The sequence below is a fragment of the Segnochrobactrum spirostomi genome (genome assembly GCF_009600605.1).
Lineage (GTDB): Bacteria > Pseudomonadota > Alphaproteobacteria > Rhizobiales > Segnochrobactraceae > Segnochrobactrum > Segnochrobactrum spirostomi.
The window spans coordinates 1,291,039-1,309,475 of the sequence record NZ_VWNA01000001.1; the positions used below are offsets into that span (position 1 = coordinate 1,291,039).

Sequence of the window (18,437 nt, forward strand, 5' to 3'; positions counted from 1 at the left end):
CGATCCGGGCGGTGGGCCGTCGCGCTTGGGAAAACGGTGCGCAACCGGGAGCGGAGCCCAGATTAGGACCCAAATCAGGGCCGCGATCAGACCGGGATCTCGTTCTCGTCCGCGAAGGTCTTGAGCAGCGGCCGGAGCTCGCCGCTCAATTGACCGGGTTCGAGCCGCGGCAAGAGTCGCGCCCGGAGCCGGCCGACATCGAGAGCCCGGATCATCTCCTTGACCGGTCCGATCGCGGCCGGCGGCATCGATATGGTCCTGAAGCCGAGGGCGAGCAAGGCCATCGCGGTCAGCGGTCGGCCCGCCATCTCCCCGCACAGCGACACCGGCACGTGCTTGGCCTCGGCGCGCTCGACGATCATCTTGAGCGCCCGCAGGAACGGCACGGACAGTGAATCGAAGCGGTCGGCGAGGCGCGGGTTGCCGCGATCGGCGGCATACATGAACTGGAACAGATCGTTCGAGCCGACCGAGATGAAATCGACGATGTCGAGGAGTTCGTCGAGTTCGAACAGGAGCGACGGCACCTCGATCATGGCGCCGAGCCGGATCGTCTCCGGGCTCCGATGGCCGTGGCGGCGAGCGTGGCGAAGCTCCCGGTCCACCACGGCACGAGCCGCGCGATATTCCGCGACGGTGGTGATCATCGGAAACATCAGGCGCAGCTCGCGGCCCGCCGCGGCGCGCAGAAGCGCGCGCACCTGGGTGCGCAACAAAGCCGGCCGGTCGAGCCCGAGCCGGATCGCGCGCCATCCCAGCGCCGGGTTCTCCTCCTCGACCGAGCGCAGATAGGGCAGCAGCTTGTCACCGCCGATGTCGAGCGAACGGAAATTGACCGGGCGGTCGCCGGCGGCGTCGAGCACGCGGCTATAGAGCTGTTCCTGCTCCCGCACCCGGGGAAGCTGTTCCGTCACCATGAAGAGGAGTTCCGTGCGGAACAGGCCGATGCCCGACGCGCCGGATTCCTCGAGATGGGGCATGTCGACCAGCAGGCCGGCATTGAGGTGCAGATAGACGGTGTGTCCGTCGCGGGTGATCGCGGGCTTCGAGCGGAGGCGGCGATATTGGGCCTGGCGGCGGGCGCGGAAGCGCACCTTCTCGCCATAGGCCTTCTCGACGTCCGGCCGGGGGCGGAGCTGGACGTCGCCCGCCTCGCCGTCGACGATGATGGCGTCGCCCGGCTCGACCAGAGAGACGACGGTCGGCACCTGACCGACCATCGGAAGACCCAGCGCGCGGGCGACGATGGTGACGTGGCTCGTCGGACTGCCCTCTTCGAGTATGACGCCGCGAATGCGCTCGCGGTCATAATCGAGGAGCTCGGCCGCGCCCATGTTGCGGGCGACGATGATGGCGTCCTTGGGCAGTTCCTCGGCGGTGAGCTGGTGCGGCCGACCAATCAGCTCGCGCATCAGCCGGTTGGCGAGATCGTCGAGATCGTGCAGCCGTTCGCGGATATAGGGGTCGGTGGAGCGCAGCATCTGCGCGCGGGTGTCCGACTGCACCTTCTCCGCCGCGGCCTCCGCGGTCAGGCCGTTGCGGATCGCCTCTTCCATCTTGCGCGCCCAACCGCGGTCGCGGGCGAACATCGCATAGGCTTCGAGCACGTCGCGGTGCTCGCCGTCGCGGGCGACTTCGCGGCGCTCCAACATGTCGTCGAGCGACAGGCGCAGCTTGTCGAGGGCGTGATGCAGCCGCTCCCGCTCGCGCTCGATGTCCTCGGCGATGAGATTGGTGACGACGACGCGCGGCTCGTGCAGCACGACGTGGCCCATGCCGACGCCGTCGGCGAGGGCGAGGCCGCCGAGCTGCATCGCCCGACGCAGATCGAGGCCCTGGCCGGGCTTGGCGATCGCCTCGACCTCCCCCGCGGCGATCATTTCGGCGATCACCATCGAGGTGGTTTGGAGCGCCTCGACCTCCTCGTCGGAATAGGTGCGATGTGCCCGGTTCTGCACCACCAGCACGCCGAGCATGCGCCCCGCCCGCAGGATCGGCACACCGAGGAAGCCGTTATAGATCTCCTCGCCCGTCTCCGGCCGGTAGGCGAAGGCCGGATGGGAGCGCGCGGTCGCCAGATTGAGCGGATGGGCCTCGGCGGCGATCAGGCCGACGAGACCTTCACCGACCTTCAGGCTCGTCTGGTGCACGGCAGCGCGGTTGAGGCCCTCCGTCGCGAACAGCTCGAGCACGCCGTCGGCGCGCAGCAGATAGACGGAGCAGACCTCGGCCACCATGTTGGCGGCGATCTGGACGACGATTTTGTCGAGCCTTTCCTGCGCGCCGATCGGCTCGGCCATCAGCTCGCGCAGGCGCCGCAGAAGAAGGCGTGGCCCGGTCCCCGCGGCACGCATCACGCCCGTCACCTCGATCTGGGGCTCGGTCCCATCTCCGGCCCTGTTCCGCTCCACGCCCGCCTCCGTCGTTCATCGATGTCGGGCGGGCAAGTCCCGTGCCACTCTGCCACCGATCGCGGAACGCGCGAAGCGCCAATACGGCGCGTCGAACGCGGCGGACACGCCGCCGCGGGAGCGGGCCGCGGCCGGATCATCGCGATTCGGCCGCGGCGAGGTCCCGGTTCAGGCCGCGTCGAGGCCGTAGAGCGAGTGCAGCGTGCGCACCGCGAGCTCGGTATAGGCCGCGTCGATCAGCACCGAGATCTTGATCTCGGAGGTCGAGATGGCGCGGATGTTGACGCCCTTCTCCGACAGCGCGCGGAAGCAGGCGGCGGCGACGCCGGCATGGCTGCGCATGCCGATGCCGATCGCCGAAACTTTCACTACGTCGGTCGAGCCCTGGATCTCGGCATAGCCGATCTCCGCGCGGGCCTTCTCGATCACGCCGCGGGCGCGCTCGTAATCGGCCATCGGCACCGTGAAGGTGATGTCGGTGGTCGAACCGTCGGCCGTCACGTTCTGGACGATCATGTCGACGTTGATGTTCGCCTCGGCGAGCGGCACGAACACCGCGGCCGCGATGCCCGGCTTATCGGCGACCTTGCGAATGGAAATCTGCGCCTCGTCTTTCGAGTACGCGATTCCGGTGACGACCTGTTGCTCCACGATCTCGTCCTCGTCGCAGATGAGGGTTCCGGGGGGAAGTCCGCCGTCGCCGAGCTGGGGGGCGTCCGGGTCGTCGAAGCTCGACCGGACGAAGGTCCGGACGCGCTTCACCATGGCGAGTTCGACGGAGCGGACCTGCAGCACCTTGGCGCCGAGGGAGGCCATCTCGAGCATCTCCTCGAAGGAGATGCGGGCGAGCCGGCGCGCCTTGGGCACGATGCGCGGGTCGGTGGTGTAGACGCCGTCGACGTCGGTGTAGATGTCGCAGCGGTCGGCACCGATGGCGGCGGCGATCGCCACCGCGCTCGTATCCGAGCCGCCGCGGCCGAGCGTCGAGATGCGGTTGTCCGGCGCGATGCCCTGGAAGCCGGCGATGACGGCGACCTGTCCCCGGCGATGCGCTCGGTCAGGAAGGCGCCGTCGATGCCGGCGATGCGGGCCGCGCCGTGCGCCTCGTCGGTGCGCAGCGGAATCTGCCAGCCCTGCCAGGAGCGGGCGTTGACGCCCATCGACTGGAGCACGATCGCGAGAAGGCCGGACGTCACCTGCTCGCCCGAGGCGACCACGGCGTCGTATTCGCGGGCATCGTGCAGAAGGCTCGCTTCGCGGCACAGGGCGACGAGCTTGTTCGTCTCGCCCGACATCGCCGAGACGATGACCGCCACCTCGTGACCGGCATCGACCTCCCGTTTGACGTGGCGCGCGGCGTTGCGGATGCGCTCCAGGTTGGCGACGGAAGTGCCGCCGAACTTCATGACGAGGCGGGCCATCGGAAGATCTCGTGGCGTAGGCGAACGGAACGCCGCAAAGCGCGGCGGAACGGAAATTTTGAACGGTTCCGCGTGGGGCACGCGGGATCGGCGGGGCTTGTTACAGGAAACGAGGCGGCGCCGCAACCGACGGCCTCAGGGCGTGTCCGCGGGACCGCGCGACGGCGCGCACCATTGACATCCACGCCCCCGAGGCGACCTAAAGCGAAGGCCGAGGGCGACGCGCGGCGCGATCCGCGCCGCCCCCGGGCGATCTCAGGAGAACGGACATGTCGGGCTCGAGCGGGACCATGGCAGAGCGGGCGGCGGGCGGCACGGTCGATCCGGCGGAGGTCGCGCGCTTCGCCGCCATCGCCGACGAGTGGTGGGACCCGACCGGCAAGTTCGCGCCGCTGCACCGCTTCAACCCGGTGCGCCTCGCCTACGTGAAGGAGACCGTCTGCCGCCACTTCGGGCGGGCCGAGACGGACACTCTCGCCTTCCGTGGCCTGCGCATGCTCGACATCGGGTGCGGCGGCGGCCTCCTGTCCGAGCCCCTCGCCCGCCTCGGGGCGAGCGTGGTCGGCGCCGATCCGTCGGAAACCAACATCTCCGTCGCATCGCTGCACGCCGGCGATGCCGGGCTCGCCATCGATTATCGCGCGACGACCGCGGAAGCCCTCGCCGAGGCCGGCGAAGGCTTCGACGTCGTGTTCGCCATGGAGGTCGTCGAGCACGTCGCCGACGTGTCGGCGTTCATCGCCGCCTCGGCCGGCATGGTCCGGCCCGGCGGCCTGTTCTTCGCGGCGACCCTCAACCGGACCCGCAAGGCCTACGCGCTCGCCATCGTCGGCGCCGAATATGTGCTGGGCTGGCTGCCGCGCGGCACCCATTCGTTCGACAAGTTCGTCACGCCGGACGAACTCGAGGCGGCGACGACGGCGGCCGGCCTCGAGACGATCGAGAAGACCGGCGTCGTGTTCGATCCGATGCGCAACCGCTGGAACCGCTCCGCCCGCGATCTCGACGTCAATTACATGCTGGCAGCGGAACGGCCGCGCTGAAGGCGCGCCATTCCGGCCGCAGCCGTCTCAGGCGCGGTCTACTCAGTTGCGATCTTCGGGCAGCAGCGGCAGCGGCGCGATCTCGACGCCCTCCTCGAGCAGCGCCTTGACGTCCTCGGCGGACGCCTCGCCGTAGATACCGCGGGCTTCCGTCTCGCCGTAATGGATCTTGCGTGCCTCTTCGGGGAAGCTCTTGCCGACATAATCGGCATTGGCCTCGACGGCCTTGCGCAGTTCGCGCATCGCCTCGACCAGGGCAACCGCGCGCGGATCCGAGAGGATCGGCGCCGCCGCGACGGGAACCGGAGCGCTCGTCTCAGGCACCGCCGGAACAGGAACCTCGCGGGTCTCGCGACGGCCGCTCGCGATCGCCGGGGCCATCAGGGCCCGGCGCACGTGCGTCGAGCCGCACACCGGACACGGCACCAGGCCCTTCGCGACCTGATCGTCGAAATCGGAGGAGGACCGGAACCAGCCCTCGAACGCATGCTCGTCGGCACAGACGAGACTGTAATGGATCACGCTACGCTCTCCACGAGGCGCGGCGCCGTGGACGGGGCGAAGGCGCGCTCGTTCTTCAAAGCAGGAATGCGGCCGCGCGCCTCGTCGACGAGGGCCGGATCGATCTCGGCCACGATGATGCCGGGCTCCGTGGCGGCCTCGGCGAGGACACGGCCCCACGGGTCGACGATAAGGCTGTGGCCGTAGGTCTCGCGGCCGTCCTCGTGCTGACCGGCCTGCGCCGCCGCCACGACGAAGGCGCCGTTCTCGATGGCCCGGGCGCGCAGGAGCACGTGCCAGTGCGCCTCGCCGGTCTGACGGGTGAACGCCGCCGGAACCGAGAGCAGACCGGCACCGGCCTTGGCATGGCCGCGGAACAGATGCGGGAAGCGCAGATCGTAGCAGATCGCGAGACCGAGGCGGATGTCGGCGAGATCGGTGACCACCGCGACGTCGCCCGGCTGGTAGGTCGCGGATTCGCGCCAGCTTTCGCCGTTCGCCAGATCGACGTCGAACATGTGGATCTTGTCGTAGCGCGCCGCGACGGTGCCGTCCGGCCCGATGACGAAGCCGCGGTTGGCGACGGCGCCGTCGGGCCGGCGGATCGCGAACGACCCGATGTGCAGGGTGATCCCGAGCTCACGGGCGAGCCCCTTGAGGGTGGCGAGGCCTTGGTCCGCCTCCTCGAGGGCGATCTTGTCGAACAGGGCCGCCCGGTCGCGCTCCAGGAGATTGGTCATCTCCGGCGTCTGCACATAGACCGCGCCGGCGGCCGCCGCCTCGCGGATCAGGGCTTCGGCGGTCGCGACGTTCTCCGCCGGCGAGCGGCTCGAGCGCATCTGGACGCAGGCGGCACGGAAGGGAGCCATGATCGGTCCTCTGAAAGAGCGGGCCAAAGCCGGATGTCAGGCGGCGAGCAGCGGATCGAGCTTGCCGTCGCGGTCGAGCGCATAGAGGTCGTCGCAGCCGCCGACGTGGGTCGGGCCGACGAAGATCTGCGGGAAGGTGGAGCGGCCGCTGCGCTCGATCATCGCGCTGCGCAGATCCGGATTCCCGGTCGCGTCGATCTCCTCGAACGCAACGCCCTTCTTGGCGAGCAGGCTCTTCGCCGCGGTGCAATAGCCGCAGCCTTGACGGGTGTAGATGAGGACGTGGGCCATGGCGAACTCGTAGCCGGAACAGCGGACCCGAACAGATGCGGCGGCCGGCGTCCGCACGCCGCATCCGCCGCCGATGGATCAGTTTATATTGGCTCGTCGGCCCGGTTCACAACCCTCGCGAAGACGAGGACGTCGATCCGAGCGGGCCGCGCCTTCCTGAGCCCCTTGACCGCCGCCGCGACGGTGGCGCCGGAGGTCAGCACGTCGTCGACGAGGACGATCCGGCGGCCCGCCACCGCCGCGAGGGCGACGTCCGGCACGCGGAAAGCGCCCGCCACGTTCTGCGCCCGCGCCGCCGCATCGAGGCCGACCTGACGGGCCGTCGCCCGGGTGCGGACCAAGGCGAACGGGTCGACGGCGACCCGCGCCGCCGCGCCGATGCGGGCGGCGAGCAGCGCCGATTGGTTGAACCGCCGAGACCACAGCCGCCAGCGGTGCAGCGGGACGGGCACCAGGAGATCGGCGTCGTCGAGCAGATCGCGGCCGGCCCGCGTCATCATCCGCGCCATCGTCTCCGCCATCTCCAGCCGGTCGCGATATTTGAGCGCGTGGATGAGGCGCTTGGCGCCGTCGTTGAAGATTACGGCGGCCCGCGCCCGGTCATAAGGCGGCGGATCGGCGATCGCCTCGGCGGACAGCGCGCCGGGGCCGATATCGAAGGCGAACGGCGTGCCGAGCCTTTCGCAGAACGGCCGCTCGATGAAACGCAGGGACGACCAACAGCCGGCGCACAGCGCGCCGAAATCGGCGACCGGCGCATGACAGACGACGCAAGCCGGCGGCAGCGCGAGGTCGACGAGGCGGCGGGCGAGCCGGCGCGGAAGCGCGGCCGCCTGCGGTCCGAGACCGTCCCGGCGGCGCGGCGGCGGGGCCGGTTCGTCCGCCCCGATCGGCGTCCATAGCCACGGCATCGATCCCGTTCCCATCCGCAGGCCGCGGGTCGGAGCCGGCGGCCGAGCCGGCGGGACCGCGATTGCCTGCACCCCTCTCGAGACCTATCTCACGGACTATCCTCGCGGACGGGCGGCGAGGCAAGGAGCGGCCGGCCGGGGTGGCGCACGCAACGGGCTCGACCCGGCGTCCGGGGGCTGATAGGTCCTCGCGCCGGCGCCTCTCACCGGAAACCGATCATGACCGTCACCCCCTGGTGTTCGATCGCAGGCTCGTCGCCGAGCGTCGGCGGCGCGCGTTCGCGGGCGGCGGCAGCGCCGATTTCCTGATGTCCTACGTCGCCGAGGACGTGGCGCTGCGGCTCGCCGCCGTCAGCCGGCATTTTCCCGTGGCGGTCGATCTCGGCAGCGGCGGCGCCGTCGCCGATGTGCTCACCTCGAGCGGCAAATGCGACACGGTCTGGCGCGCCGACGCCCTCGCCGCCGGTCCAGGCCGGCCCGACTTGGTGCTCGACGAAGAGGCGCTGCCGTTCGCGCCGGCCAGCCTCGACCTCGTCGTCGCGACCCTCACCCTCCAGGCGGTCAACGACCTGCCGGGGAGCTTCGCCCAGATCCGCCGCGCCCTGAAGCCGGACGGCCTGATGCTCGCGGCGGTCGCCGGCGGCGATACCCTGACGGAGTTGCGCGAGAGCCTGCTCGCCGCCGAGGTGGAGCTGACCGGCGGCGCGAGCCCCCGCGTCGCCCCGTTCGCCGATCTCCGGGCGCTGGCGAGCCTGTTGCAGCGGGCCGGTTTCGCGCTCCCCGTCGCCGACACCGATCGGCTCACCGTGCGCTATCCGAACCTGTTCGCCCTGATGGCCGATCTGCGCGCCCTCGGCGCCACCAGCAGCCTGACCGACCGGCTGCGGGTGCCGGCGCGGCGGGCGCTCCTCGTCCGCGCCGCCGAGATCTATGCCGAACGCTTCTCCGATCCGGACGGCCGCATCCGGGCGACGGTCGAGATCGTCTCGCTGTCCGGCTGGGCGCCCCACGAAAGCCAGCAGAAGCCGCTTGCGCCGGGCTCCGCCAAGACCCGCCTCGCCGACGCCCTCGGCGCGACCGAACGGCCGGCCGGGGAAAAGGCCGGCGACGGCGGCGGCGGTCGGACCTGACGCTCGTCGGAATCCGGGGCAAAGAGCCAACGGTTGCGCGCCGCCCCGGGAGGCGCCATGGTCGCGGCAGCGTCCCGCCGGCTCCGCGTGCCGGCCCCATACGAGACCGAACGTCGATGCCCATTCTCGCCTTCAGCCCCCGGAGCCTCGCCCTCGTCGCCCTCGCGACGCTCGCCGCCCTCGCGGCCGCGCTCGCGCTGCGCTACGGGCTGATCGACGTCACCGCGATCGCCCAATCGTGCGAGGCCGGCGAGAGCTCGATCCGCTGCTCGGTGCGCTTCGCCTTCAACGAGGGCTTCCGCACCCTTTATCCGGGATTGCTCGCCGTGCTGGTCGGGCTCGCGACGTTGGTGCGCCCCAGCGTCGGGCTGTTCGGCGCCACGCTGGTTCTTTCGGCGCTCTGCCTCGTTCTGTTCAGCGCGTGGCCGGGCGCGCTCGCGCTGACGCTCGCGATCCTCTCGCTCGCTAGGCCCGTGCGCCGCGCCACGGCCTGAGCGCCGCGGCGAGCGCCAGGAAGGCAAGCGAGAACAGGATCGCCTGCCAGTTCTGCAGGCCCTCGTTGACGACGACACCGATCGCCCCGACGGCGAGGAGAAGCCCCACGATGCGCTCGGCCCGCGAGGCGGCGCCGATCACCGGCACGACGAGAAGCGCCACGGCGGGCACCGCGAAGCCGGAGAACTGGAAGTCGCGATAGCGCGAATCGATCAGCATCGCGATGAGGGTCGGCAGGCCGATCGCGATCGTCAGCACGAGACCCCAGCCGATCGTCCGGCCGATCCAGTCGGTCTTCCCGCCCGCGGGATCGGCGCCGAGCACCGCCGCGAGCCCGGGCCGCGTGCCGCCCCGCGCCAGCGCGAGAACCGCAAGCGGCGCCAGCACGATCCCGAGCGCGAGCAGCAGGCCCGAGAACAGCCAATCCCACTGATCGAGGCTGATGACGGGGATTTCCTCGACCCACCACGGCAGCGCCAGACCGGTGACGAGCGCGAGGACGACGACCTTGGCCCGGTCGGCGCCGCGCGTCCGCCGGCCGAGCAGCACGAGGCCCGCCGCCGCGACGACGCCGAGCGCGCCCTGCCACAGCCAACCGGGATGGTCGCTGATCGGCTCGCCCCAGGTGAACTTCTTGGCGCCCTGATCGTCGAGCACGCCCCAATGGCCGCCGACGGTGCCTTCGAGCAGCCGCTTCCACGGCTGATCGAGCGCCTCGATGAGATTGTAATCCCAGCCGTTCGTCTTCGAGAGGGCGACGATGTCGGTGAGGAACTTGACCTGATCGGAGGGCGACGGCAGCGCACCCTCGCGCATCCGGCCGCGGCTCGGCCAGCCCGTCTCGCCGATCAGGATCGGCTTGCCGGGCGGCAGCAGCGCCTGGACGTCGCGGTAGATCTTGGCGACGTGGTCGCGGGCCTGACCGACCGGGATCGGCTGGTTCTCCCAATAGGGGAGCATGTGGATGGTGACGAAATCGACCTCGGGGGCGAGCGCGGCGTTCGCCTCCCAGAATTCCCACACGTCGGCATAGGTGACGGGGATCGGCTTGACCGCCTGCCGCACGGTGCGGATCGCCTCGGCGAGCGTTGCGACCGGCAGGTCGCGGCGCAGCAGCACCTCGTTGCCGACGACGAAGCCGCGGATGGTGTCCGGATAGGCCTTGGCGAGCTCGATCGCGGTCGCGATCTCCTTGGCGTTGTCGGTCCGGTTGCGGCTGAGCCAGACGCCCTGGAGAACCTTGAGGCCGTGCTTGGCCGCGAGCTCCGGCACCGCGGCGAGGCCCTGCCCCGTCGAATAGGTGCGCACGCACGAGGTGACCTTGGAGAGTTCCCCGAGCTGGCGGTCGATCTGATCGGGCGGGATCGTCAAGGTCGGATCGAACGGGGTCTGATCGCCCTCGTACGGCGCGTAGGAGAGGCACGCCATCTTCTCGCCTGGGGCGAGGGGCGACGGCGGCACCGGGACCGGCCGGCCGAGCCACCACCACGCGGCGGCGACCAGAACCGCCACGACGGCGGCAGCGAGAAGACCGGCGGGAACGCGCGGCGCGGAAGCAACGATCGGGGAACCGTCCGTCATGAAGGGGAATGAGCCTCGGCTGACAACGCACCGGACGGAGCCGCCCGGCCGGGTTCGCGATTAGCACGTCTTTCGCACGAGCGTGCAAGAGGCCGTGCGCGGACGAACCCCGCCTTCCGCGCCTCGAAGCCCCGTTGCGGCCTCATCGATTGACCCGACGCACCGTCGGGGCCGTCTTCGAGTGTGCCGGATCGCGTCCGATTTCGACGGCTCCTTGAGCGACGCGGCTCACATGCTCTGTGGCAACGGAGCCGCATCGTAGGCCACCCCACCCTTCTCCCCGTCGGGGAGAAGGTGCCCCGAAGGGGCGGATGAGGGGCTTTTTACTTTACTGGCAATACCTTAAGCAGGGCAGACGCACCCCTCATCCGGCCCTGTCGGCCCACCTTCTCCCCGCAAGCGGGGCGAAGGGAGAGGCGGTGTCCGTTCGTCTGGCACGCCGTAGCCGGAGAGCCGCGATCTCGGTGGAGGCCGCCCCGGGGTTCCCGCCACAAGGGCGGGAATGACGGTGGAGAGCAAAGTGCATCGCGGCAAGATCCTGACAGCACGAAAGTCGCCGGCGGGGCGGTGATAGCCCCGCACTCCCGCACCGCCCTTTCGGTCTTCCGTTTGCGGCCGCCTTCCGCCATATAGAGCCGGCGGAGGGCTCGCGGAGCCGCCTTTTTCCGGTCGTCCGAGCCGCCGCCACACTTGAAGCCCGTCGTCCCGAAAGCCGCGTCATGTCCGCCCGCCTCCCCGTCTTCAAGATGAACGGCATCGGCAACGCCATCGCCGTCGTCGATCTGCGCGCCGGCGGCGCCCCGCTCAGCGCGGACGAGGCGCGTGCCCTCGCGGCCCCGGAGCGAGGCCTCCGCTTCGATCAGTTGATGGCGATCCATCCTGCCGACACCGACGGGACCGACGGCACCATCCGCATCTACAATTCCGACGGCACCGACGCCGGCGCCTGCGGCAACGGCATGCGCTGCGTCGCCGACGTTCTCTTCGCGTCGGGCGTGATCGAGCCGATCGTCCTGCGCACCCGCGCCGGAACGCTTCTGTGCAGCCGCGCACCGGGCGGCCTCTTCACCATCGACATGGGCGCGCCGCGCTTCGCCTGGAGCGAGATCCCACTCGCCCATGCCGTCGCCGACACCAATGCCGTCGCCGTGCCGCTGCCGGCCGGTGCCCCCACGCTCGGCCCGGCGACCGTCGTCAACATGGGCAATCCCCACGCCGTCTTCTGGGTCGACGACCTCGCCGCGATCGACCTCGCGAGCCTCGGCCCCACGATCGAGCGCCACCCGCTCTTTCCCGACCGCGTCAACGTCTCGTTCGCGCAGGTCCTCTCGCCCGAGGCGATCCGCCTCGCGGTGTGGGAGCGCGGGGCCGGCGCGACGCGGGCCTGCGGCTCGGCCGCCTGCGCCGTCGCGGTCGCCGCCGCGCGCACCGGGCGGACCGGACGGCGGGTTTCGATCACGCTGCCCGGCGGCACCCTCGCCATCCACTGGCGACCGGGCGACGACCACGTCCTGATGACCGGCCCGACCGAGACCGAGGCCGTCGGCGAGATCGACCGCGACACCCTCACCGTCACCCTCGGGCGGAGCGCCGCCTGATGGGTGTCGAGATCCTGACCTTCGGCTGCCGGCTCAACACGGTGGAGACCGAGGTGATCCGGCGCGAGGCGAAGGCTGCCGGTGTCGCCGAGACGATCGTCATCAACACCTGCGCAGTGACGGGCGAGGCGGTGCGCCAGGCCCGCCAGGCGATCCGCAAGGCGCGCCGGGAGAACGGCGGTGCGCGCATCGTCGTCACCGGCTGCGCCGCCCAGACCGAGCCCGAGACCTTCGCCGAGATGGACGAGGTCGATCTCGTGCTCGGCAACGCCGAGAAGCTCGACCCGGCCGCGTGGCGCCGCATCGCCGGCGACAACCGGCCCTCCGGCCCCGATTTCGGCGTCTCGGCCGCGGAGAAGATCCGCGTCGACGACATCATGGCGGTGCGCGAGACCGCGGCCCACCTGATCGAGGGCCTCGAAGGGCGCACCCGCGCCTTCGTCCAGGTGCAGAACGGCTGCGACCATCGCTGCACCTTCTGCATCATCCCGTTCGGCCGTGGCCCCTCCCGCTCGGTGCCGATGGGGGCCGTGGTCCAGGAAATCCGCGCCATCGCCGAGCGCGGCACGGCGGAAGTGGTGCTGACCGGCGTCGACCTCACCTCCTACGGCCAGGACCTGCCGGGGGCGCCGCGGCTCGGCGAGCTCGTCCGCCGCATCCTCAAGAACGTGCCGGAGCTGAAGCGCCTGCGGCTCTCCTCGATCGATTCCATCGAGGTGGACGACAGCCTGATGCGGGTGATCGCCGAGGAGGAGCGGCTGATGCCGCACTTCCACCTCTCGCTGCAGGCCGGCGACGACATGATCCTGAAGCGCATGAAGCGCCGCCATTCGGCGGCGGACGCCGTGCGCTTCTGCACCGAGGCGCGGCGGCTGCGCCCCGACATCGTGTTCGGCGCCGACCTCATCGCCGGCTTCCCGACCGAGACCGAGGCGATGTTCGAGAACAGCCTCGCCCATGTCGACGATTGCGGGCTGACCTTCCTCCACGTCTTCCCGTTCTCGCCGCGCAAGGGCACCCCGGCGGCGCGCATGCCGCAGCTCGACAAGGCCCTCATCAAGGCGCGCGCCGAGCGGTTGCGGGCGAAGAGCGCCGAGCGCTTCGCCGCCCACCTCGCCGCCGAGCGCGGCCGGCTGCGCCAGGTCCTGATCGAGCGCGACGGGCTCGGCCGCACCGAGCTCTTCACCCCGACTTTGATCGCCGGCGGCAAGCCGGGCGCGGTGGTGCCGGCGCGGATCACCGGCCACGACGCCGCCCACCTGATCGCCGAGGCCGCCTGAGGCGGGCCGCGCGGTACGGTTTCCCGATTGCGGCCTCGGCCGAGCCCAGGGCATGCCCCGCAAGGCTCGGTGCGGCGGCCGCCCCGACCAACCCGAGGCGCCCTTTCGAGACGCGGCCCGCGACGCCGCCGACCCGAGGCGCCGGTCCATGACAAACGGATCGGCGGGGCGCGAATGCCGAGGCGAGTGACATGGCGGACGAGAAGCGCGGATTGCTGAGCCGCTGGTTCGGCCGCAAGGGCGACAAAGCGGAGAGCCCCGCACCGGAAACGGACGCCGGGGCGACGCTCACCGACGCCCACCCCGCCCCCGCCGAGGCCGCGCCTGTCGCGCCGCAAGACGAGCCGTCCGGCGACACGGTCCCGGCCGGGGCTCTCGAAACGGGCACACTGGCGGGCGCCGCGCCGGAATCGCCGGCGCCTTCAGCACCCGAGCCTGTCGCGGCCGAGCCTGGCGCAGCCGAGCCTTCCTCACCCGAACCCGCCGTACCGGAGGCCGAGGCCGCCGCGGAGCCCGTCGCGGCCGAACCGTTGACCGGCGCAGACACGCCCGCCGCCGATCTCGCGCCGGAGCACGACGCCCCGCCGTCCGAGGCCGCGCTTCACTTCGACGACGCCCTCGCCGACGACGCCTCCCTCCCCGCCGCCGCCGCGCCGGCCGCCGATCCGTTCGCGCCTCCCCCGCGCCCGAGGCGCCGGCGGAGGCACCGCGCCGCGGCTGGCTCGCCCGGCTGCGCCAGGGCCTGTCGCGCACCTCGTCCTCGCTCGCCGGCGGCATCACCGGCCTCTTCACCAAGCGCAAACTCGATGTCGGCACGCTGCAGGATCTCGAAGACCTGCTGATCCAGGCCGATCTCGGCGTCGAGACGGCGAGCGCCATCTCCGAGCGCATCTCCGACCGGCGCTACGAGAAGGGCATTTCCGACGACGAGGTGCGCAAGATCCTCGCCGAGGAGATCGAGGCGCGGCTCGCGCCCGTGGCGAAGCCCCTCGTCATCGCGCCCGGCCGCAAGCCGCACGTCGTCCTCGTGGTCGGCGTCAACGGCACCGGCAAGACGACGACCATCGGCAAGATCGCCGCCGGCCTCACCCGCTCGGGCCGCAAGGTGACGCTCGCCGCCGGCGACACCTTCCGCGCCGCCGCGATCGAACAGCTCAAGATTTGGGGCAGCCGCACCGGCGCGGCGGTGATCGCCCGCGCCGCCGGATCGGACGCCGCGAGCCTCGCCTTCGAGGCGATGGACGAGGCCAAGGCCGCCGGCACCGACGTGCTCCTCATCGACACCGCGGGCCGCCTGCAGAACCGCGCCGAGCTGATGGCCGAGCTCGAGAAGGTCATCCGCGTCATCCGCAAGCACGACCCGAGCGCGCCCCACGACGTCATCCTGACGCTCGACGCCACGACCGGTCAGAACGCGATGAACCAGGTCGAGATCTTCGGCAAGGTCGCCGGCGTCACGGGCCTCGTGATGACCAAGCTCGACGGCACGGCACGCGGCGGCATCCTCGTCGCCATCGCGGCGCGCCACAAGCTGCCGGTCCACTTCATCGGCGTCGGCGAAGGCATCGACGACCTGGAACCCTTCGACGCCCGCGACTTCGCCCGCGCCATCGCCGGCCTCGACGCCTGAGGGGGCGCCCGCCCTCTCCGCCCCTTCCTTCGCCCCGCTCGGCGGGGAGAAGCAACAATGTTGCTCGGCTCGGCTCGGCTCGGCTCGGCTCGGCTCGGAGGAGTGTGAGGGCCGGCGACGGCCTCGTCCACCGCCGATCACGCCGGGGCGATTGCCGAACGGTCCGCGATCCGCTAAGAGGGTCCCGTCCGCGGGGTTTTATCCGTGCGACCGAGGCACCCGTAGCTCAGCTGGATAGAGCGTTGCCCTCCGAAGGCAGAGGTCACAGGTTCGAATCCTGTCGGGTGCGCCAAACACACTGTCAGTACTTTTGACAGTTTCGTGCCTTTAGCGGCACCCGACATTGATTCTAACGTAGGCAAAGAATTAGAAGGTCGCAAGAGAACGCTAGAGAAACACCGGGATCGATTCTAACACCATATAATCCCTAAGTTCTCTCTTGTAGAGTCGACCCCCTATTTTGACTCGCGCCGAACTGCGAAAACGATCGTCGCGCTGCAAGCTCGTAAAATCATCAGATTTTGCTTGGCACGTCACTTGCCGCCCGGACGAGTCTTTTACAACAAACGTATAACTATTAGCGTTTATTATCGTAATGAACCCTTCTATATCTTTCTTACGCCCTGAAGCAAAGTCATATGCACTACGAAGACGCTTTGCGGCGACCTCTTCGATAATAATACCATGCCGCTCCCCACCCTTTTCGCCGCCATAGAACTCCACTTTATCAAATTTTCCATCATCAGCAGGCAACAAATCGACGACATTTCTTAGTATATTAACATTCTTATCAGCAACATCGTGGCGTATTTCATAATTTCGCGCCATATTAGCAATTTCATTGAAATCGTCGAAGAATTTGTTTCTCATTCTAATAAATTTTTCTTGCAATTGATCCAATTTGACATCATTTTTTCTCATAATACGCTCAACACCAGCGCCTTCAAGAATTGGATCCTCTATTGAGATAATAAGAGAACCAAATGCTGGTTCATGGATATGAAAATCGAACGTCGCGCTTCTCGCTTTCTCCAGCTCATGCGGGGCAAACAACTTGCGAGCGGCAACATAAACTCCGTCCACAAGTTTCTTGAAAGTCTGGAAAGGCATCGTCTCCCGTTTCAGATCACCACCGGAAAAGCGAACAGAAAAAAAGGAGTTAATCTGCTCGAATGTATCAGCGATCATTCTTGCACCTGGCGCCAACCCAACACCCCTAAGTGGTAATAAATGATCTGGAATATCACTAGGCTCGCACTCCCAATACCACAAAACTCGGCTACCAAACCCCATCTCCACAATGTAACATGGTCCGCTCAACATCGCGCCACGAAGCGAAAGCAAGGACCGCTCAACGGCATTCAGAACCCGTTGAGAGACTAACGTAGCAAGATAAATATTACGAGAATCAACTTCATCAACTTTAATAAATATGAATTCAGAAAGACCTATATTTGCCACAAATATAAGAGGCTCTTCAAACTCGTAAAATATTATTCTTGGAGTAATAGGAGGAATTATCTCGCCGCTTCTGGGAGCGCGGTCAGGCGTCCACATCATCCCACTCCTCATTGGGGCCAAGCGCTACCTTAAACTTCGTATGTATATTCCGATTATAGAATTTCCAAAAAGTGTAGTGCCCTTCCTGATTCTTTGTAGGGGTGCGCTTGATTACACCATCGCTTCCATCTATCGGTCCATATAAAATGTATGTCTTTCTGAAGTACGGAATAATATCGCGGGCATGCTTAACGCTCTTCTTATCAACCCACACCGAACACCCCCAGTGATCGCAGTTTTGCGGATCGTACCCGTTCTTTTTCAGCTCAACATGCGAAAGAAAGTTCTGCGCCGAAGCTGGAATTGAGTTAGCCTGTCTATAAATAATCCTATCTTCCGAAGATGCATCAGATGGCGGACACTGTTTCGGAATGTTCGGGTTAAACAAAATCTCCTCCCCAGCCAACATAGATAACTCACTATCCATATTAGCATTAATCACGCGGTTTTGTACCTAAAAATAACACACAACCTCACAGTACTGAAGTTCCGGGCTATTTCGCATCAACAATAACGTCGGCTCCACTGACCCACCCTCCCCTCCCCGCGTAGAAGGCGCACCCGAGGGCGTGTGGTGGTCCCCGGGCGGGGATCGGGATGGGTCGGAAGAACGAGGTGCCGCAGAAAGTCCGGGTCGCGCGCGCGCCGGTCGCGTGGCGGCGCAAGCGCGCGGGATGGGACCGCGTCCCCCGTTGTTCCGAGATTTACCGCGCCGCCGGGTGTGGTCTAGATGAGGCCGAAGCGCCGCAGGAGATCTTCAGCGCGGAGGCCGTCGAGGCCGCCCCGCCCTGCTTCTAAAACGCCGCTCGCCGACGGCCGGCGTCAAGCGTCGCCGAGATGGGAGGTCTGGTTGATCGACCGGACATGAACGCCCTTCGACGAGAACTCGACCTCGGTCAGGTTGCAGGGTGATTGTTCGAAGCGCCAATAGGCCGAGAGCGGCAGATCGAGCAGCGTCAGCAACAAAGCGCGGTTGGTGCTGTCGTGACCGACGAGCACGACCTTGCCCTCAGGGTGGCGGGCGACGACGTCCCGCAGGGCGTCGGCCGTCCGTGCCAGGAGATCCTGCAGCGACTCGCCGTTCGGCGGACGAACGAGCTGCGGCCGCACCCACCAGGTCGCGTAGCGGTCCGGGTCGCTGCGTTCCACCTCTTCCAGCGTCTGCCCGGTCCAATCGCCATAATCGATGTCGACCAGCCCCGGCATCACGGCCGTGCCGGTTCCAGTATGCCGCGCAATGGCCTCGCCCGTGGCGACACAGCGCGACAGCGCGCTCGTGTAGATGGCGTCGAACGGCCCGCGCGAGGCGAGATGCGCACCGAGGCGCTCGGCCTGCCCACGGCCGATGGCGGTGAGCGGGAGATCGTTCCGCCCCCGGAAGCGGGGCGGCGAGATGCCTTCGACATGGCCGTGTCTGGTGATCAGGATGACGGTCATCGGGTGACGTCCGAGCTGCGGAAAGGGTGTGGACGGGGGCAGAATGCCGCCTCGCTTCAGCGAGGGGCCGCGCCGGCGGCGTGGATATCGTTCGTTCGCGTTCCCGCTCGTGCAAGACGCACGGCGCCCTTCATGAGCTCATCGAGCCGTCGGCAGGACTCGTCAGCCCGAGACGGACGGTTGCGGGAGACCCCATTCCCCATGCCAATTCCCCTGGTCGGCGCACACGCCGGCGAGGCTAGAGCGGGGCCGCGTCCGATCAACCGTCGTGTAACTTTT

At 68.3% G+C, this 18,437-nt stretch carries 16 protein-coding genes, 1 tRNA gene and 1 pseudogene; 8 read left to right on the forward strand and 10 right to left on the reverse strand.

The window, feature by feature from the left end:
• Positions 1-86 precede the first annotated feature (86 nt).
• Positions 87-2,354, reverse strand: a complete 2,268-nt coding sequence (ptsP, locus tag F0357_RS05735; RefSeq protein WP_153486255.1) for a phosphoenolpyruvate--protein phosphotransferase — start codon at positions 2,352-2,354, stop codon at positions 87-89.
• A 225-nt stretch (positions 2,355-2,579) separates the two neighbouring features.
• A pseudogene (locus F0357_RS05740) lies at positions 2,580-3,832 on the reverse strand (aspartate kinase).
• A gap of 290 nt (positions 3,833-4,122) precedes the next feature.
• On the opposite strand from F0357_RS05740, the gene ubiG reads away from it, so the two are divergent.
• On the forward strand, positions 4,123-4,875 hold the full coding sequence (gene ubiG, locus F0357_RS05745; RefSeq protein WP_153486265.1) for a bifunctional 2-polyprenyl-6-hydroxyphenol methylase/3-demethylubiquinol 3-O-methyltransferase UbiG: 753 nt from the start codon (positions 4,123-4,125) through the stop codon (positions 4,873-4,875).
• A 42-nt stretch (positions 4,876-4,917) separates the two neighbouring features.
• On the opposite strand, the gene F0357_RS05750 is transcribed toward ubiG, so the two are convergent.
• The 4 genes from F0357_RS05750 to F0357_RS05765 form a co-directional block, all read right to left on the reverse strand.
• A complete protein-coding gene (locus F0357_RS05750) occupies positions 4,918-5,397 on the reverse strand; it encodes a DUF1178 family protein (RefSeq protein ID WP_312861467.1) in 480 nt (159 codons plus the stop codon).
• Complete coding sequence (locus tag F0357_RS05755) at positions 5,394-6,245, reverse strand: carbon-nitrogen hydrolase family protein (RefSeq protein ID WP_153479482.1); 852 nt, start codon at positions 6,243-6,245, stop codon at positions 5,394-5,396. The genes F0357_RS05750 and F0357_RS05755 overlap by 4 nt, the downstream gene beginning before the upstream one ends.
• 36 nt (positions 6,246-6,281) lie before the next feature.
• Positions 6,282-6,536 (reverse strand): glutaredoxin 3, encoded by a 255-nt coding sequence (gene grxC / locus F0357_RS05760; protein WP_153479483.1) that lies wholly within the window; start codon positions 6,534-6,536, stop codon positions 6,282-6,284.
• An 83-nt stretch (positions 6,537-6,619) separates the two neighbouring features.
• Entirely contained in the window at positions 6,620-7,447 is an 828-nt protein-coding gene (locus tag F0357_RS05765) for a ComF family protein (protein WP_153479484.1), read from the reverse strand.
• A gap of 233 nt (positions 7,448-7,680) precedes the next feature.
• On the opposite strand from F0357_RS05765, the gene F0357_RS05770 reads away from it, so the two are divergent.
• Positions 7,681-8,577: a methyltransferase domain-containing protein gene (locus F0357_RS05770; protein WP_208948444.1), complete on the forward strand. Its 897-nt coding sequence runs from the start codon at positions 7,681-7,683 to the stop codon at positions 8,575-8,577.
• A gap of 116 nt (positions 8,578-8,693) precedes the next feature.
• Positions 8,694-9,071 carry a hypothetical protein gene (locus F0357_RS05775; RefSeq protein ID WP_153479485.1) on the forward strand — a complete coding sequence of 126 codons (378 nt, stop codon included), beginning with the start codon at positions 8,694-8,696 and terminating at the stop codon, positions 9,069-9,071.
• Here F0357_RS05775 and F0357_RS05780 read toward each other — a convergent pair.
• The gene (locus F0357_RS05780) at positions 9,043-10,653 is read right to left on the reverse strand and encodes a glycoside hydrolase family 17 protein (RefSeq protein WP_153479486.1); all 1,611 of its coding nucleotides are present in this window, start codon (positions 10,651-10,653) and stop codon (positions 9,043-9,045) included. The two genes, F0357_RS05775 and F0357_RS05780, sit on opposite strands and share 29 nt — an antisense overlap.
• A gap of 719 nt (positions 10,654-11,372) precedes the next feature.
• On the opposite strand from F0357_RS05780, the gene dapF reads away from it, so the two are divergent.
• The 5 genes from dapF to F0357_RS05800 all read left to right on the forward strand — a co-directional run bounded on the left by dapF (position 11,373) and on the right by F0357_RS05800 (position 15,453).
• On the forward strand, positions 11,373-12,251 hold the full coding sequence (gene dapF, locus F0357_RS05785; protein WP_153479487.1) for a diaminopimelate epimerase: 879 nt from the start codon (positions 11,373-11,375) through the stop codon (positions 12,249-12,251).
• Positions 12,251-13,531 carry a tRNA (N(6)-L-threonylcarbamoyladenosine(37)-C(2))-methylthiotransferase MtaB gene (gene mtaB, locus F0357_RS05790; RefSeq protein ID WP_153479488.1) on the forward strand — a complete coding sequence of 427 codons (1,281 nt, stop codon included), beginning with the start codon at positions 12,251-12,253 and terminating at the stop codon, positions 13,529-13,531. The genes dapF and mtaB overlap by 1 nt, the downstream gene beginning before the upstream one ends.
• Before the next feature lie 191 nt (positions 13,532-13,722).
• The gene (locus F0357_RS25435) at positions 13,723-14,373 is read left to right on the forward strand and encodes a hypothetical protein (protein WP_376767783.1); all 651 of its coding nucleotides are present in this window, start codon (positions 13,723-13,725) and stop codon (positions 14,371-14,373) included.
• Positions 14,349-15,161, forward strand: a complete 813-nt coding sequence (ftsY, locus tag F0357_RS05795) for a signal recognition particle-docking protein FtsY (RefSeq protein WP_376767824.1) — start codon at positions 14,349-14,351, stop codon at positions 15,159-15,161. The genes F0357_RS25435 and ftsY overlap by 25 nt, the downstream gene beginning before the upstream one ends.
• A 215-nt stretch (positions 15,162-15,376) precedes the next feature.
• A tRNA-Arg gene (locus F0357_RS05800) sits at positions 15,377-15,453 on the forward strand.
• Between the two features lie 95 nt (positions 15,454-15,548).
• Here the strand turns inward: F0357_RS05800 and F0357_RS05805 are convergent.
• The 3 genes from F0357_RS05805 to F0357_RS05815 form a co-directional block, all read right to left on the reverse strand.
• The gene (locus F0357_RS05805) at positions 15,549-16,718 is read right to left on the reverse strand and encodes a hypothetical protein (RefSeq protein ID WP_153479489.1); all 1,170 of its coding nucleotides are present in this window, start codon (positions 16,716-16,718) and stop codon (positions 15,549-15,551) included.
• A complete protein-coding gene (locus F0357_RS05810; protein ID WP_153479490.1) occupies positions 16,705-17,163 on the reverse strand; it encodes an RNA-binding protein in 459 nt (152 codons plus the stop codon). The genes F0357_RS05805 and F0357_RS05810 overlap by 14 nt, the downstream gene beginning before the upstream one ends.
• Positions 17,164-17,543: 380 nt before the next feature.
• The gene (locus tag F0357_RS05815) at positions 17,544-18,158 is read right to left on the reverse strand and encodes a histidine phosphatase family protein (RefSeq protein WP_153479491.1); all 615 of its coding nucleotides are present in this window, start codon (positions 18,156-18,158) and stop codon (positions 17,544-17,546) included.
• Between the last annotated feature and the right edge of the window lie 279 nt (positions 18,159-18,437).